18 protein-coding genes are annotated in these 13,428 nt (G+C 39.6%); 4 read left to right on the top strand and 14 right to left on the bottom strand.

Features of this window, described 5'->3' with window-relative positions:
* Positions 1 to 3 precede the first annotated feature (3 nt).
* Both METPAY_RS10865 and METPAY_RS10870 read right to left on the bottom strand, forming a co-directional pair.
* A complete protein-coding gene (locus METPAY_RS10865; protein WP_245611625.1) occupies positions 4 to 828 on the bottom strand; it encodes an aspartate/glutamate racemase family protein in 825 nt (274 codons plus the stop codon).
* A gap of 75 nt (positions 829 to 903) precedes the next feature.
* Complete coding sequence (locus METPAY_RS10870; RefSeq protein ID WP_048152410.1) at positions 904 to 1,572, bottom strand: class I SAM-dependent methyltransferase; 669 nt, start codon at positions 1,570 to 1,572, stop codon at positions 904 to 906.
* Positions 1,573 to 1,683: 111 nt separating this feature from the next.
* Between METPAY_RS10870 and METPAY_RS10875 the strand changes: the two genes are divergently transcribed.
* Both METPAY_RS10875 and METPAY_RS10880 read left to right on the top strand, forming a co-directional pair.
* Complete coding sequence (locus METPAY_RS10875) at positions 1,684 to 1,920, top strand: type II toxin-antitoxin system HicB family antitoxin (RefSeq protein ID WP_048152413.1); 237 nt, start codon at positions 1,684 to 1,686, stop codon at positions 1,918 to 1,920.
* Positions 1,917 to 2,132: a type II toxin-antitoxin system HicA family toxin gene (locus METPAY_RS10880; RefSeq protein ID WP_048152416.1), complete on the top strand. Its 216-nt coding sequence runs from the start codon at positions 1,917 to 1,919 to the stop codon at positions 2,130 to 2,132. Before METPAY_RS10875 ends, METPAY_RS10880 begins: the two co-directional genes overlap by 4 nt.
* Positions 2,133 to 2,279: 147 nt before the next feature.
* Here the strand turns inward: METPAY_RS10880 and METPAY_RS10885 are convergent, their stop codons facing one another.
* From METPAY_RS10885 to METPAY_RS15000, 8 genes are all read right to left on the bottom strand, one after another.
* Complete coding sequence (locus METPAY_RS10885) at positions 2,280 to 2,840, bottom strand: Yip1 family protein (protein ID WP_084600829.1); 561 nt, start codon at positions 2,838 to 2,840, stop codon at positions 2,280 to 2,282.
* 64 nt (positions 2,841 to 2,904) lie between these two features.
* Positions 2,905 to 3,483 carry a Yip1 family protein gene (locus METPAY_RS10890; protein WP_048152423.1) on the bottom strand — a complete coding sequence of 193 codons (579 nt, stop codon included), beginning with the start codon at positions 3,481 to 3,483 and terminating at the stop codon, positions 2,905 to 2,907.
* Between the two features lie 148 nt (positions 3,484 to 3,631).
* The gene (locus tag METPAY_RS10895) at positions 3,632 to 4,207 is read right to left on the bottom strand and encodes a Yip1 family protein (RefSeq protein WP_048152426.1); all 576 of its coding nucleotides are present in this window, start codon (positions 4,205 to 4,207) and stop codon (positions 3,632 to 3,634) included.
* Between the two features lie 203 nt (positions 4,208 to 4,410).
* The gene (locus METPAY_RS10900) at positions 4,411 to 5,283 is read right to left on the bottom strand and encodes a hypothetical protein (RefSeq protein ID WP_048152429.1); all 873 of its coding nucleotides are present in this window, start codon (positions 5,281 to 5,283) and stop codon (positions 4,411 to 4,413) included.
* Positions 5,284 to 5,305: 22 nt separating this feature from the next.
* Entirely contained in the window at positions 5,306 to 5,587 is a 282-nt protein-coding gene (locus METPAY_RS10905) for a hypothetical protein (RefSeq protein WP_157199069.1), read from the bottom strand.
* 412 nt (positions 5,588 to 5,999) lie between these two features.
* The gene (locus tag METPAY_RS10910) at positions 6,000 to 6,524 is read right to left on the bottom strand and encodes a hypothetical protein (RefSeq protein WP_084600833.1); all 525 of its coding nucleotides are present in this window, start codon (positions 6,522 to 6,524) and stop codon (positions 6,000 to 6,002) included.
* Between the two features lie 11 nt (positions 6,525 to 6,535).
* Entirely contained in the window at positions 6,536 to 7,645 is a 1,110-nt protein-coding gene (locus METPAY_RS10915; RefSeq protein ID WP_169743666.1) for a hypothetical protein, read from the bottom strand.
* A gap of 573 nt (positions 7,646 to 8,218) precedes the next feature.
* Positions 8,219 to 8,413, bottom strand: a complete 195-nt coding sequence (locus tag METPAY_RS15000) for a hypothetical protein (protein WP_048152441.1) — start codon at positions 8,411 to 8,413, stop codon at positions 8,219 to 8,221.
* 198 nt (positions 8,414 to 8,611) lie between these two features.
* Between METPAY_RS15000 and METPAY_RS10925 the strand changes: the two genes are divergently transcribed.
* On the top strand, positions 8,612 to 9,163 hold the full coding sequence (locus tag METPAY_RS10925) for a winged helix-turn-helix transcriptional regulator (RefSeq protein ID WP_245611627.1): 552 nt from the start codon (positions 8,612 to 8,614) through the stop codon (positions 9,161 to 9,163).
* Positions 9,164 to 9,350: 187 nt separating this feature from the next.
* Here METPAY_RS10925 and METPAY_RS10930 read toward each other — a convergent pair whose 3' ends face one another.
* On the bottom strand, positions 9,351 to 9,869 hold the full coding sequence (locus METPAY_RS10930) for a hypothetical protein (RefSeq protein WP_048152446.1): 519 nt from the start codon (positions 9,867 to 9,869) through the stop codon (positions 9,351 to 9,353).
* A 162-nt stretch (positions 9,870 to 10,031) separates the two neighbouring features.
* On the opposite strand from METPAY_RS10930, the gene METPAY_RS10935 reads away from it, so the two are divergent.
* Positions 10,032 to 12,287: a hypothetical protein gene (locus METPAY_RS10935; RefSeq protein WP_048152448.1), complete on the top strand. Its 2,256-nt coding sequence runs from the start codon at positions 10,032 to 10,034 to the stop codon at positions 12,285 to 12,287.
* Between the two features lie 28 nt (positions 12,288 to 12,315).
* Here the strand turns inward: METPAY_RS10935 and METPAY_RS10940 are convergent, their stop codons facing one another.
* The 3 genes from METPAY_RS10940 to METPAY_RS10955 form a co-directional block, all read right to left on the bottom strand.
* On the bottom strand, positions 12,316 to 12,525 hold the full coding sequence (locus tag METPAY_RS10940) for a type II toxin-antitoxin system HicB family antitoxin (protein WP_013328414.1): 210 nt from the start codon (positions 12,523 to 12,525) through the stop codon (positions 12,316 to 12,318).
* Entirely contained in the window at positions 12,525 to 12,719 is a 195-nt protein-coding gene (locus METPAY_RS10945) for a type II toxin-antitoxin system HicA family toxin (protein WP_013328415.1), read from the bottom strand. The genes METPAY_RS10940 and METPAY_RS10945 overlap by 1 nt, the downstream gene beginning before the upstream one ends.
* 511 nt (positions 12,720 to 13,230) lie before the next feature.
* On the bottom strand, positions 13,231 to 13,428 hold a 198-nt coding region (locus METPAY_RS10955), incomplete at its 5' end, for a 4Fe-4S binding protein (RefSeq protein WP_048152453.1).

A 13,428-nucleotide genomic window follows, 5' to 3' on the forward strand; every position in this document is an offset into this window, starting at 1 on the left:
CAATCACGTCTCAGCGAGTGCATAATCAACCGCAGCCTGTGCATGTATCGTCATCGTGTCGAAGACGGGGATGTCCACATCCTCCTGCTTTACAAGCAGCGGGATTTCGGTGCACCCGAGGATAACGCCCTCCGCACCCTGTTCTTCGAGGTGTTTTATTATCCGGACGTATTTCTCCCTTGAGACATCGCTTATGTTCCCGGCACAGAGTTCGTCGAATATCACGTCGTTTACTATCTCGCGTTCGGTCTCGTTCGGGATTATGACCTCAATCCCGTATTTTTCCATGAGCCTGTCCTTGTAGAAACCCTCTTCCATCGTGTATTTCGTGCCGAGAAGTCCTACTTTGGAAAGTCCCTGTTCCTTTATCTTCTCTCCTGTCGCGTCGGCGATGTGCAGCACGGGGATGTCGACATTCGCCTCTATGTCGTCGACGGTCGAATGCATGGTATTCGAACAGATTATGATGAAGTCAGCTCCCCCTCTCTCAAGCCGTTTTGCAGCATCGACCATCGTTTCCGTAAGCGGTTCCCAGTCGCCTTCGGATGCAAGCCTCTCCTGTTCGGAAAATTCCCCGAACTCGATCGAGTACATGAGGATATCTGCTGAATGAAGCCCCCCGAGTTCTTCTGCAACCATCTCGTTCATCAGCGTATAATATTCGGCCGACGAGACCCAGCTGATCCCCCCGATGACCCCGATCGTCTTCATCCCGGTATCGTTCGTATCGATTGCCTTTGCCTCGGGAATCCCGGAGGTGCACCCGCATACGATCAGGGCCGCCGCGATTATTATTGCCGGAAGAAAAAGCCCGGTCCTTTTATCCATATGTCTGAATGAAAGACGGGAGATTATATAATTTTTAGGATTTACCGGTCGATTCCCGGTCTGATCCTGCGAACATTATTTTCTGGCAATAATATTCCATTTCGTATACGGAAACGGGTTGAAATCATGGAAGTTTTCTTCGGCTTCCATGTAGGTGGAGACATGCTCCACGAGTCCGACGATCTCCCACCGGCCGAATAGCTCTTTGATCCCGGCATAATCGAAGTAATGGTGGGGCACGCCTGCTTCGTAGCCTTCTTCGGATACGAACGTGTCCTCTTCGATCTTTTTTCCCCTGCCATACCCTCCTCCTTTTGTCGAAATCAGGGACGCCATGAACATACCGCCGTCGCAAAGGCTGTCGTAGATGTTGGCTACGGCTTTTTCGATATTTTCAGTTGTGTTGTGATGCAGGGCGTTCCATGAAAAAGCTCCGTGAAAAACCTGGCCAGGGAACGGATTCTCAGTCATGTCCGCGACTTTGAGGTTCGCGGTCAGGCCTTTTTCTTCAATCAGCTGCCGGGTATTGGCAATCCCGTTTTCGGATATGTCGCTTCCGAAGGCATTGTGCCCCATTTGGGATACCAGTAAGGTATGCCTGCCTGCTCCGCAGCAGAAGTCCCAGATCGAAAGAGTTTCGCCGGGAAAAACTCCTTCAAGCATTTTTATAAATTTGTAGACTTCCGGCTGGGGCAGGATTTCTATATATTTGTCGTCTAAAAAGAGTTCGTTCCATGTTGCCATTATATAGAGTCGATTTCGACTGCTTAAATTTGCTTTTTAAATTCATATGCGGGAGCCGGCTGACGAATAATTTAATAGCTCCGTGTTGATAATTTAAACAGGGTGCCTGCAATGGAAAAAAATTATAATTTCAGAATTATGCTCAGAAAAGAACCGGAGGGAGGATATACTGCTTTTGTGCCTTCTCTTCCCGGTTGCGTAACATACGGTGAGACGATAGACGAGGCCGTGGATATGGTCCGTGAAGCTGTCGAGCTGTACATCGAGAGCCTGATCGAGCATAACGAACCTGTTCCTTCCGATGACGAGGTTCTGGAATACAATCTCCAGATCAAAGCACAGGCATGAAACTTCCGAATTTAACCCCGGAAAAGGTAATAAAAATTCTTGAAAGCAGGGGTTTTGTCCTTGACAGGGTTAAAGGAAGCCATCACATATACATAAATCCTGAAACAAGGCAGAGAGTAGTCGTCCCTGTTCACAGGAAAGATCTTCCGAAAGGCACCATGATGGAGATCCTTAAACAGGCGGGAGTAAAAAAGGATGATCTGGCGGAATAATTTTTAAAGCTCTTCTTTCGCATTAATAAAAAGATTGATAATTTGAAATGGATCTTTTTCAGGATAAATATCCGGATATAAAAATCTGCAACAGTCATACCAGTCCCGGCTTTCTTGAAAAAAAAACCTACAAAAAAAAACGGGAGTTCATGTTACGTTTGTCGTACCGATAAGCGGGATTACCAAGGCTCCAATAAGAAAAATGAAGAGACCGACTGATATTATGATCGCGGCTACAAAAGCTCCTGCCGCTCCTTCCGTACTCATCTTATGAAGTTCGCGGATTCCAAGAACATTGAGAACAGCCGACCAGATTATAAAAATGAAACCGATAACCGGAATCCAGTCAAAAAGGAGCATCGGGGTGCTGGCATAGACAAAAGCTTTTATCGTCTGCATGCCCCCTCCCTTTCCGCCAAGAATATATGCCCAGAAATGAAGCAGCATAACAAAAATGACTGTCTGGACAAGGGAGCTGATAACGGCGAAGGCGAATATAAAGAAAATATTTTCCGAACCCGGTATCAGTGCGATCGTTTCGGCGTCTATCCCAATATATTTGACAATTGTAAAGAGAACCGAGTTGATTATAAAAAGAACGGCAAAATAAGTTAATACTTCCTTTGGCCCGTCATTTTCCGATTGCTGAAAAGATTCGACAGGGTCCAAAAGGACTTCCGTTATTCTAATAATTATTCTGTCGATCATAATTATTGAATATTCTTTCAAATTTAACTTAAATCATTTTATTTTGTTCTGATTTGGGAAAAAATTATGGAGTATATGCCACGGCAGGAATTGCGTTCAGGTGCGAGATCAGGTACAGCGAAACGAAGAGAAGGAAGATAAGCGGTATCACGATCGCGATTACGAGAGCCACCGCCGCCCTTGCGGTACTGATCTCGTGCAGCTCGCGGACTCCCAAAACGCCGAGAACAATGGACCAGATCAAAAATATAATGCCGATATCCGGAATCCACCCGAGGAGAAACCCGGGGGTGACGCCATAGACAAAAGCCTTTGCAGTCTGGATGAGCCCCTTCCGTCCGCCGAGAATATACACCCAGAGGTGAAGCCACAAGACAAAAAGGGCCGACATGACAAGGGAGCTTAAAACCGCGAAGACGAATATAAAGAAAACGCCTCCCGGTCCCCACGGAGAAAGTCCCCCCATGTACGAGCCAGCCTGCAGGTATATGACAATTGTATGCAATAACGAATTGACCAGGAGAATGGCGGCGAAATAGGTGATTATCATTCCCTGCGGATCATCCCGCGACTCCTGGAAAGTTTTTACAGGATTTAAAAAAATTCCTTTTATTTTTGCAACGATGCTCTCTACATCTGTCATAATTTGTGAATATTCTCATAAGTTCAATTTAAATCATTTTATTTTGTTATGATTTGAAAAAAAATCTCTAATAATCGTTCAAAATTAATATTTGAAAAGAAAAAACATTTTTTTGAATTTTCCGGCAACAAAAAAAAGATTCGGGAGTTTATGCAATATTTGCTACGGTCATATACGAGACGAATAAAATCATCGCAAGGATGACGAGGAGGACGAGCGGTACCACAATCGCGATTGCAAGAGCGACTCCAGCTCTCGCAACACTAATCTCATGCAGGTCCCGGATTCCCAGGATACTGAGAATAAACGACCAGATAAGGAAGATAAAGCCGATATACGGTAACCATCCCAAAAGAAAATACGGGGTGCCGGCATATACAAAAGTCTTTGCAGTCTGAAAGATCCCCTTTCGTCCGCCGAGAATATACACCCAGACGTGAAGCCATGCTACAAACAGAACAGCCAGGATAAAGGAGCTGAAAATGGCGAATCCGAATATAAAGAATATGTTCCCCGAACCCGGTATTGTGTCGGAGACGGGATTCAATCCCACTATTGACATAATCGTATAGAATATCGAATTGATTATGACAAGAACGACATAGTAGGCTAATACCGCTTTTGGCTCCTCATCTTTTGACTGTTGGAGTGTTTCGACGGGGTCCAAAAGCATTCCTTTTATTTTTGTAACAATGCTGTCGATCATAATGCCTGAATATTTCATTAAATTTAATTTATATCATTCCATCCTGGTTAATCTGAGAATGTCTTTAAAATGACTCCCGGATTTTTAATCTATACCTGCTCGCCCGTGGGGGTTTTACGCGGAAAAATGATATCTGTCGAATGGGTTCAGGATACATATCATTTTGTCTCCGGGAAGTGGATTTCTAAAAAAATACAATCCTTTCCATGCTTTGATTCCTTTTATAGAAAGAATTCTGTAAAATATACAAATATTGTAGAAATAACAAACCCCAGCACAAACGCACTGCTCTCAATCCATTTCCCGGATATTTTCGATCTCAGGCAGTATATAATAGTGGCCGATACTAAAGACGTTGCAATGACCGGAATTATCCATAAAGGAAAAATGTTCAGGACACAGGGGAGAGTTGTAAGAAAAGGCCAGGGAAGTAAAACAAGAAATGTTGCAAATATCATAACTTCCAGAATTCTCAGATCGGATATCTTATAACCTTCCTTCTGTAGTTCATTTAACAAAATAAGTATCAATGCTGAAAGAGATGCAGCTGCAACAGAAACACCAAACCAAATGATCCCTGGAATTAAGAGCAGCAGAAGCACCAAAAGACGCTTATCAAATTTAAAATTTTCATAGTATCTTTGAATAAATATCAGCAGAGCTACCGCTGAGACTGAAAGAATTAAAGTGCCGGAAAAATTTCCAAAAATCCAAAGATATGGATAATAATAATCACACATGTATTGTGTTGTGAGGAAGTACATAGGATAAGTCAGAGCTACCAAAAAAACCACAGGAAGCAGATATTTTTTATTCAGGTATTCCCTGAATGCAACAGCAGGTGATACCATTACAAAAGCCGTTCCCATAACAAGGAGTGCGGAGCCTGCAAATCCTCCGGCAGCAAATGCGGATAATGCGATAAGGAAAAATCCCAGGGTTATGCCTGTAATCAGCTGAAATTTTTCATTTTTAATCCTTGTCAAAATCAGGTATACTAAAACTGAAAACGCTGCAAAGATAATGCTGGTAAGAATAAGAGAATTCACGAGATAATCCAGAATTCCCCCAAAAACTCCTGTTATAATATCCATAATACCTCCAAAAAAAATGGATTTAGGGCTGTGTATAAACAGCTATTGCATTATTTCCAAACGCAATATTACTTGCTGTAGTTATATTTTGAGTTAAGTCTACACGATTCCAGGCAGAATATTTACTAATGTCTGTAGACATTTGGGTTAAATGTGCTTCTGCAACTTTTTCACCGTATTCATAAGTTACCAAATTTTCACTTCCACTATTATCATATGCACTGGCGGCCGGTACAAAAACAGCCCCGGCAAGTGCCAAAACTATCAGCAGGCTCAAAGCCTGCATACCTTTCTTAACTTTCATTTTTCGTCTCCATTTTTTCATGCCCCCGGAGACAGGACTATCAAAGGTTTCAATTAGTTTTTGAGCCTGGCTACATTATGCCCCGGGCACGCAGGGGTTAAGCCGTTCTTGTTCGGTCCGGGCAAAATCCCCTGCAACATCTTTTAGGTGCTACATGGATGACTTTTTGTTTTGGGAAATAAATTGATTATGTCCAAATCGTCGAACTGTTCATTTCCAGTCGGAAATCTTTGATCCCAAATCAGAATTCTGTAAAATTATCATTCATTCTTACTTCAGCATTAACTGACGAAACTAACTTGGGGAATTCCATTATGATATTGTCTTAATTTACTGGCCAAGAGACTAATTCTAACGTTTCAAAAATTTATTTTGAGAATTTAATTAAGCATAATGGTGATCTGTGTTTTATTTATGGAAACCATATATCACTACTATTGAATGCAAAAACAGCGGTACCATTCCCATCGATAAGGCTGGTATAGTTTTCCAGTCGTTCCTTTCCATAAAGATCTCCGGGTATAACAACCTCAAATCTCTCAACAATTTCCTGCGTTTCATTGACATAGAAATAAACATCAATGCCCCGGTAAACAACCCAAAGCGTTGGTCCGCAACTCAGGTTCCATCCTTTTGGTCTGGATGGCATAAAATCAATTACTCCTTTGATACCGCTCCCATGACTGAGCATTTCTGCCACATTTTTATCGCACAGGGCAATCCGTGCTACAAAAGATGCATTTGTACGAATCGATTCAGAGCCAAGGTAGGGGACAGTCGAAACATTAACCCCGGAGATCCATTCGTCGGAAAGATTACATTTGGTTGTGTTGTTTATGACAGGCTGGTCTGGCCCTTTACTTTCCTGATCAATACAACATGCGGCATGTCCTATTAAAAGCAACATCAGAAGTAAAATAAAAAAAGAGATTTTCATTATTTTCACTTTCAATTGGCTGTTTTTAATTCTACATCAGTTCCGGATATGATGTTTACATCCAGCCCGCTCAGTAGTTGTTGCGCCATTGATCCATAATATTCACTGAATGACATTGTTACTGTACTGCCTCCATTTTTAAATACCATGTTATAGAACTCAGTATCCCCAGGCACATCTGTATTGTCATCAAAATAATAACCTTCCAGGGTAACATAGGCTTCCAGGTTGGTATGGCCTGAAACTACGTTAGTCCAAACCGTTGAAGATGTTCCTGTTGTTAGATCAGATAGCTGTACATACCATTGATCGTAAGTATCACTCCAATACAATCGACCTTTCAACAGATCACCTTCTGAAACTTGTATCCTGCTGCCAATATCATCCTCACCTAATGGAGTAGCGCCCCATGCTGCTGCTGTCCAGTATGTGCCTGTGTCAGGACGATTCCATTCCAGTACTGGCTGAACTATTCCTGGTCCCCCACCATAAGGACTAATGCCATTAAACAAATAAATCACCTCAAGGCTCTCTGAACTTGGAGGATGGTCTGGAACATACCAATATGCATCAAACTGGGTTAATGAACTAATTGAAGCGTCTTCAGCCCATTCTATCCATTCATTAGACCTAGAATTTGACTGAATTTCTGTTCCAGATCGTTCGATTGCTTTCTCATTGATTATAGTAAGTATCAAATTTCCTTTTTCATCAGTTACAAAAGTTTGATTTCCTTTGTGATATGAATGAGACTCAGTCGGAACTAAATGAATAAATGTTGCCGGTTTTATGACACCTGCCGATGTGGGGATCATCGCTGAATCTTTATCATTTGCATAGAATAATGCTTTTCCCTCTTGATCGAATACTTTTGTCAAACCATCATCTGTATGATAAATAATCGATCCCGGAGATATAGAAAGGACTGATTCATCTGAAATAGGACTCAGGGGTAGATTAACTTCTTTCAGTGGGACAGAAGATTCCAGATCTAATGAAGGTGTGACAAAATCTTTTGCAAATTCTGTAGATTCTGCACTAACAACCGAAACGAACATTGTTCCGGCGAGTGCCACTATCATGAGCAGGCTCAAAGCCCGCATTGTTTTTTTCATTTTCATATTTTTCGTCTCCATTTCTTTTTCATGCCCCCGGAGACAGTCAATCCAGAGGTTTCATATATTTTGGAAGCCCTAATGCATTTATGCCCCCGGGCACGCAGGGGTTAAGCCGTTCTTGATCGGTCCGGGCAAAACCCCCTGCAACATCTTTTAGATGCTACATGGATGACTTTTCGTTTTACGCGATATATTGATTATGTCCAAATCATGCAACTAACTCCTTTCAGTTTGACGATTTGGACATAAAACGTAAATAACGTCTTTTTCCAACAGATTAATCATAGAAATCAGGAGAGTGATTTTACGTTAAAACAGATTTTAATTGCTGCATTAATCATACTTTGCTGCGTATCTTTTGCATCCGGCGCGGCTATTGAAGAGAAATCAGATCAGGATCTCATAGGCGAATTCGGGGACTACATTATATCGCCTGCAAGAGATTCCGGCGTAAACCTTGGTCCGAAATACGTCCTCGACACGATTACACAGGGCGAGACTAACTGGCACACAAAATATGTCAATTCCCAGATAACCGTACTCAACGTCGACCTCAACTGGGCCGATCCCACGGACTCACTGAGGCTGAAGATCTACACTCCCGACAACCAGTGTCTTGGGGTATTTTTTGACGATGACGATGGAAGACCTGATGACGGGAGGATCAACATTGATATCTGCAATTCCGGCGGCATTGCACAAGGTACCTGGTACTATGAAGTCTATGGCTACAGTGTTATCGGCAGAGAAGATTATTATATATAATCTCATATAGAATTGTTATCCATGCAGAATGTATCAAAATTCATTCTTTTTTTTTACATTCTTTTAATTTTTATGGCCACCGGAGTTCAGGCTGCAGAAGAGGATTATATTGTAAAATCCCACGAAGACAACCAGGATCTCATTGATAAGGGACTTATTGATTCAGGCGGTGCCGATTCTACCATTACATTCTGGGAGCTTCCATTGTTGATTAAGGTCTCATTTATTGCCGGAATTCTGGCGGCAATTTTCGGAACTATAAAAATTATTCCGGTAATACTGGGAAGGCTTGAGGATCTTTTTGACAACCAGAACCGAAAAGACATATTTGTCTTTATATCTGAAAATCCAGGTTGCTCAATTGCAGACATCTCAAATAATCTTGGGATAAACAGGGGTTCGACGAAATATCATATTGGGAAACTGATCTCCGATAGTAAAGTTACATTAGTGAAATCCGGGAAATTTATACGGATTTTCGAGAATTCCGGAATTTTTGATGAACAGCAAAAAGTACTTGCATCACACCTGAGAAATGAGACGGGGAGAAAACTTCTGTTAAGTATTATGGAAAATCCTGGTATTACGAATATGGATCTCGCAGAGAAGCATGATATGAATAAGAGTACAATACACTGGCACCTTAAAAAATTTCAAAAATCCGGCATTGTTCAATCTTCCCCTGAAGGAAAATATAAGAAATATTCCCTGAATCCCACTTTTGAAAATGATCTGAAAGATTACTTCTCCAAATAATCCATATGACGGGATCTTGGCTGTTTCATGTGAGGAAAAATCTGGCTTCAGTATTTTTCACAAACCCTCCGCCGCTGATGCCAGGGTTGCTGGTCGAAGGCGCTGGAGGGGCCGGTCCGTAGCGGTTCGGGGGTTTGAATTTCTTCCTTTGGATTTTTAAATATGAAAGAAATTCATTGAAATGGATCTAAAAAAAAGAGCGTAAATAAAAAATCAATCCTCCAATTATGGCACATAAATGAAGCACAATTAACATCTCAAAAAAATATGGGTCACGAAATCTAGACTCTTTAATCCTAGATTCTTGATAATCAAATATATTATAGAGGATTTTTGGCCTAGTTATTTTAAGAGATTTTTGATATTTCTCTTCGTTGGAGATTAATAATTTCAACAATTTTTGACTAGATTTAACCTGCCAAGACCAGTACGAGAAAACGTAATAAACAATTAAAATTGCAATGACTATTGCTAATATAAAAAATCCAAGAGAATAAACAATCCATTTATTATCATTAGAACTACTTGCAATCCAAATTATCGCACCAATTGAAATTGTGGTAGTCCATTTGACAAAATCAATTCCTTTAGCTAGAAGATTACTCGAAATCTCAATGAATTTTTCATTTGCTTCAATAATCTCGGGAGGGTCAGGCTTCAATAACTCTGACTCATCATCGGGATCTGCTGAATTCTCAGGATTCATATTCTATTGAATTATTTTAATACATTATAGGCTAATAACTCCTTCGAATGAGATGATCCAAAATACAGAAATTCTTGTTGGAAACACATTTATCCCTGGTTTAGTTACTCCACGGGTGATCTTTTTGGAAGTTTGAGTTACAGTTTAACAAGTGATTGAATAATGTCGAGAATTGAAACCATAACCACAAAAGTCAGGCCTATTAAAAAACTCTGCATCATTGACAATGATTTCGGCCTTTTTTGCCATATCAACAATGTATTCACAGAAGAGATTGGAGGATTTTATAACCTAATTCTCTTAAATGATGACAAATTATTTTCTCAAAATACTCTTGACTTTATAAAATATCATGATCCTGATATTATCATAAATTACTCAAAACGTGAAAATGAGTTGTTATTAGAAAAATTTAAGATTAGAGTCATTGACCCAAAAGCAAAGGAAAATTTTAATTTAGGCCATTATACAATTCCAATCAGCGTTTTAGACAATATCCCAGATCTGGCAAAATCTGTATTTCTTGAAAGGGTTAAAAAAATTATTTTATGCAATAGTAATTCTAAAAAACCTGAGAACTCGGTAAATTTTGTAAATCTTGGTTCATACTCAGTGGAAGAAGAAAACAATATTAAAAGGAATCCTCTTTTTCAAGGGATAGAAATCGATAACGCCCCAATAAGATTTGGTAATCTCAACATTTTCAAAATTAGAGAGAATAATTCAAATATACTGTACATTAACAACTTAATATACCGGCCATACCCTTTGGATAGTGTTTTCACAATAAACAATAATCAAAAGGGCTATTTTTATCAAAAACCTGCAATTATATTTGGAAATCCAAATGAATTAGACAGTATAATATATTTCTGGAACACAAGAGCAACATATCCATATTCAGAATTATTTTGGATTTCTATCGAATCATTTGATGAGTATCTTAATCAAATCAAACAATTTAGTAACTTTTGTATTTTTTCAGAAAGTGATGAACTTAGAGAAAAATTAAAACAAATATGTGAAAAATTTGAAGAAATAAATCCTGATAGATACTATTTTAACGGTTCATATGGCGGTTGGGACTGTTTTGAATATTTACAAAACATCGCTTTCAATGATGATCATGTGAGAATCATTCATCCACAAGAGAAGCTATTTTCAAAATCCGGGTTTAATGTAAATATTGCACTTGAAATTAATGGAATTGAAGAGACAATTTTACCTCAGAGTACAAATCTCGGTAGATTATTCAAAGAAGATAATCCTCATTCTAAGCAGTATTTTGCCAAAGTTGGTTCGAGGGGATTTGCAATATTACTCGAAAAATTTGTTCCATATGAAGAATCCCCGTTATCAGAGATATTAAAAATTCCATCAGAAATCCAAATTTTTAATGGAATATTAGCTGAGAGAGATCTAACTTACAATGAAACAAAAAATTCACAAGTTACTAAACAAGTTATCAATCTCTTAGGGGGGTATGATAATATTGAAATTCTAAAAGATGAGGTGATTTATGATTTAATTGTTGAAATCGCTCCTAAAAGAATTGAAAGAATTGTAAAAGATTTATCTATAGAATTAAAATGTAAAATTGATGATGAAATATTAGAAGAACTAATTAAAGAAAAATTTGAAGATATTGCGCCAATTAAATCAGAACCTGATTATACTGTAGATGATTTTTATTCTCGTGCGGGAGGTTATGAGAAAATTAAAGATAAAAAATCCTTTCAATCTAATATTGAAAAATTATATTCATCCAATTTGCTTTTACGAGGAAAAGGAATGTTATGCAAACAATGTGGTTCTCGTTTGTGGTATCCCATTTCTGATCTAAAAGATGATTTGAAGTGTTATTGTTGTAATAATAGCTTGAGAATTCCAATATACAATGAAGAAAAAGCTTTAAAAGACTCCTTTAAGTTAAATCAGCTTATATGTAATGCTGTTGATCAAGGAGTCCTACCTGTATTATTAACATCTCATCTTATTCATCATCAAAAATGGCTTGGAATTCGACTTATGTTTGATGTTGAAATTTTGGAAAAGAATGAACCAATTGGAGAAATTGATATTCTTTTTACTTTCGGAAAAAAGATAGGCATTTCTGAAGTAAAAGCAGATCGCGGATTTGAAGAAAATCAAATTGACAGAATTCTCAATATCAGAGAAAAATTGAGAGCTGATTTTATTATATTTTCTACATTAAAAGGAGCAAACTCAACAGAAGTTAATCAATTAATTACTTATTTAGAATTAAAAGAGATAGATTATCCAATCTTCATATTAACCAAAGAAATACTTTTCAATGAAAAAATCATAGACATTGGCAAATATTTCTATGTTGATCAAAAGACGAAATCATATCCAAAAGGAGTCATAATCCCTAGTTTCAATAGTCAGGACAGATAATAGTTTTCTTTTTATTTTTTAGTTCAACTCAAACCAAAACCCACGACGCCGAAGACTTCCCCTCGGGGATCGGGAGCCCGTCGTCTTTCAGCCCCTCAATGTGAAACGCAATCGCCTCGTGCATATTCTTCTCCGCCTCCTCGCGGGTTTTGCCGGTCGCAACACATCCCGGAAGGTCCGGGGAATATGCGGAATAATTTCCGTCCGCCTTTTCGATAATAATCAGAAACCTGAACATTATTTTCTCTCCTTTATTCCTGCCTGTTTCAATATGCTGTTTAGTGTACCGGGTGCGAGGGTATCGTTCATGTTGCCCGGAATCGTTATTCTTCCGGGGATATTGGGATTTTTGTACTGCCTATGACTTCCCCTTACAGATACAAGGTACCATCCCTCTACTTCTATAATCTTTATGACTTCCCTAACCTTCATATCTTCGCCCCCGGTCACTGAACTTTGATCATCTTTCCATTAATTCCGAGATATGATTATCATTTCGATTATTTGCAGGACAATACACGCTATTTCAAAGGATATTATGGTTATCGCAATCGTCCCTTCAACTCTCACTCGATCGAGATATGTCGCTGACCGAAGGGCTATCAGCCCAATCGATTCCTTGGGCGACCTCCGGTCACCATTTTTGAAAATTGGTTTTTGAAGGACGGACAAGCATCCCTCCGGCTCCAAAAAATCTCCGCCTGTGCAGAGGAGATCTTAATTTATTTTTCCCGCCGTCCTTCCGCCAGTCCCGCCAGGGAGGGATGATCTCTTCTCACAACTAAAAGAACTATAAATCGTATAACACAGAATTTTTTTTGGAGGTAACTTGTTTCACGTTATGAATCTGCCGCATCTCTCGCTCAGGGGTCGGGTGGCGAGGGATTGCCAAAGACGTGATCGAGAGATACCTGTTACAAAATCAAAAAAAAGAATTAAAAAATCACTCAGCTCCCGCAGGAGCCTCTTTTTCAGCCTCAACAACCTCAGGTCCAATCACCTTATCCTTCACCGGGCCGGAGAGAACAGGCTCCTTATACACGTTTGAAGTCGAGAGGCAGTCCTTCGGGCAGGCCTCGACGCACGAGTTGCAAATGATGCACCTGAACCTGTCGATCTCCCACGTGCGGTCCGGCTTCGA

It is taken from the genome of Methanolacinia paynteri (genome assembly GCF_000784355.1).
Classification (GTDB): Archaea; Halobacteriota; Methanomicrobia; order Methanomicrobiales; family Methanomicrobiaceae; genus Methanolacinia; species Methanolacinia paynteri.

Excerpts from the sequence above, each read along its gene's own strand:
- METPAY_RS10865 (WP_245611625.1), bottom strand. The coding sequence starts at position 828 with ATGGATAAAAGGACCGGGCTTTTTCTTCCGGCAATAATAATCGCGGCG.
- METPAY_RS10870 (WP_048152410.1), bottom strand. The coding sequence starts at position 1,572 with ATGGCAACATGGAACGAACTCTTTTTAGACGACAAATATATAGAAATC.
- METPAY_RS10875 (WP_048152413.1), top strand. The coding sequence starts at position 1,684 with ATGGAAAAAAATTATAATTTCAGAATTATGCTCAGAAAAGAACCGGAG.
- METPAY_RS10880 (WP_048152416.1), top strand. The coding sequence starts at position 1,917 with ATGAAACTTCCGAATTTAACCCCGGAAAAGGTAATAAAAATTCTTGAA.
- METPAY_RS10885 (WP_084600829.1), bottom strand. The coding sequence starts at position 2,840 with ATGATCGACAGAATAATTATTAGAATAACGGAAGTCCTTTTGGACCCT.
- METPAY_RS10890 (WP_048152423.1), bottom strand. The coding sequence starts at position 3,483 with ATGACAGATGTAGAGAGCATCGTTGCAAAAATAAAAGGAATTTTTTTA.
- METPAY_RS10895 (WP_048152426.1), bottom strand. The coding sequence starts at position 4,207 with ATGAAATATTCAGGCATTATGATCGACAGCATTGTTACAAAAATAAAA.
- METPAY_RS10900 (WP_048152429.1), bottom strand. The coding sequence starts at position 5,283 with ATGGATATTATAACAGGAGTTTTTGGGGGAATTCTGGATTATCTCGTG.
- METPAY_RS10905 (WP_157199069.1), bottom strand. The coding sequence starts at position 5,587 with ATGAAAGTTAAGAAAGGTATGCAGGCTTTGAGCCTGCTGATAGTTTTG.
- METPAY_RS10910 (WP_084600833.1), bottom strand. The coding sequence starts at position 6,524 with ATGAAAATCTCTTTTTTTATTTTACTTCTGATGTTGCTTTTAATAGGA.
- METPAY_RS10915 (WP_169743666.1), bottom strand. The coding sequence starts at position 7,645 with ATGAAAATGAAAAAAACAATGCGGGCTTTGAGCCTGCTCATGATAGTG.
- METPAY_RS15000 (WP_048152441.1), bottom strand. The coding sequence starts at position 8,413 with ATGAGATTATATATAATAATCTTCTCTGCCGATAACACTGTAGCCATA.
- METPAY_RS10930 (WP_048152446.1), bottom strand. The coding sequence starts at position 9,869 with ATGAATCCTGAGAATTCAGCAGATCCCGATGATGAGTCAGAGTTATTG.
- METPAY_RS10935 (WP_048152448.1), top strand. The coding sequence starts at position 10,032 with ATGTCGAGAATTGAAACCATAACCACAAAAGTCAGGCCTATTAAAAAA.
- METPAY_RS10940 (WP_013328414.1), bottom strand. The coding sequence starts at position 12,525 with ATGTTCAGGTTTCTGATTATTATCGAAAAGGCGGACGGAAATTATTCC.
- METPAY_RS10945 (WP_013328415.1), bottom strand. The coding sequence starts at position 12,719 with ATGAAGGTTAGGGAAGTCATAAAGATTATAGAAGTAGAGGGATGGTAC.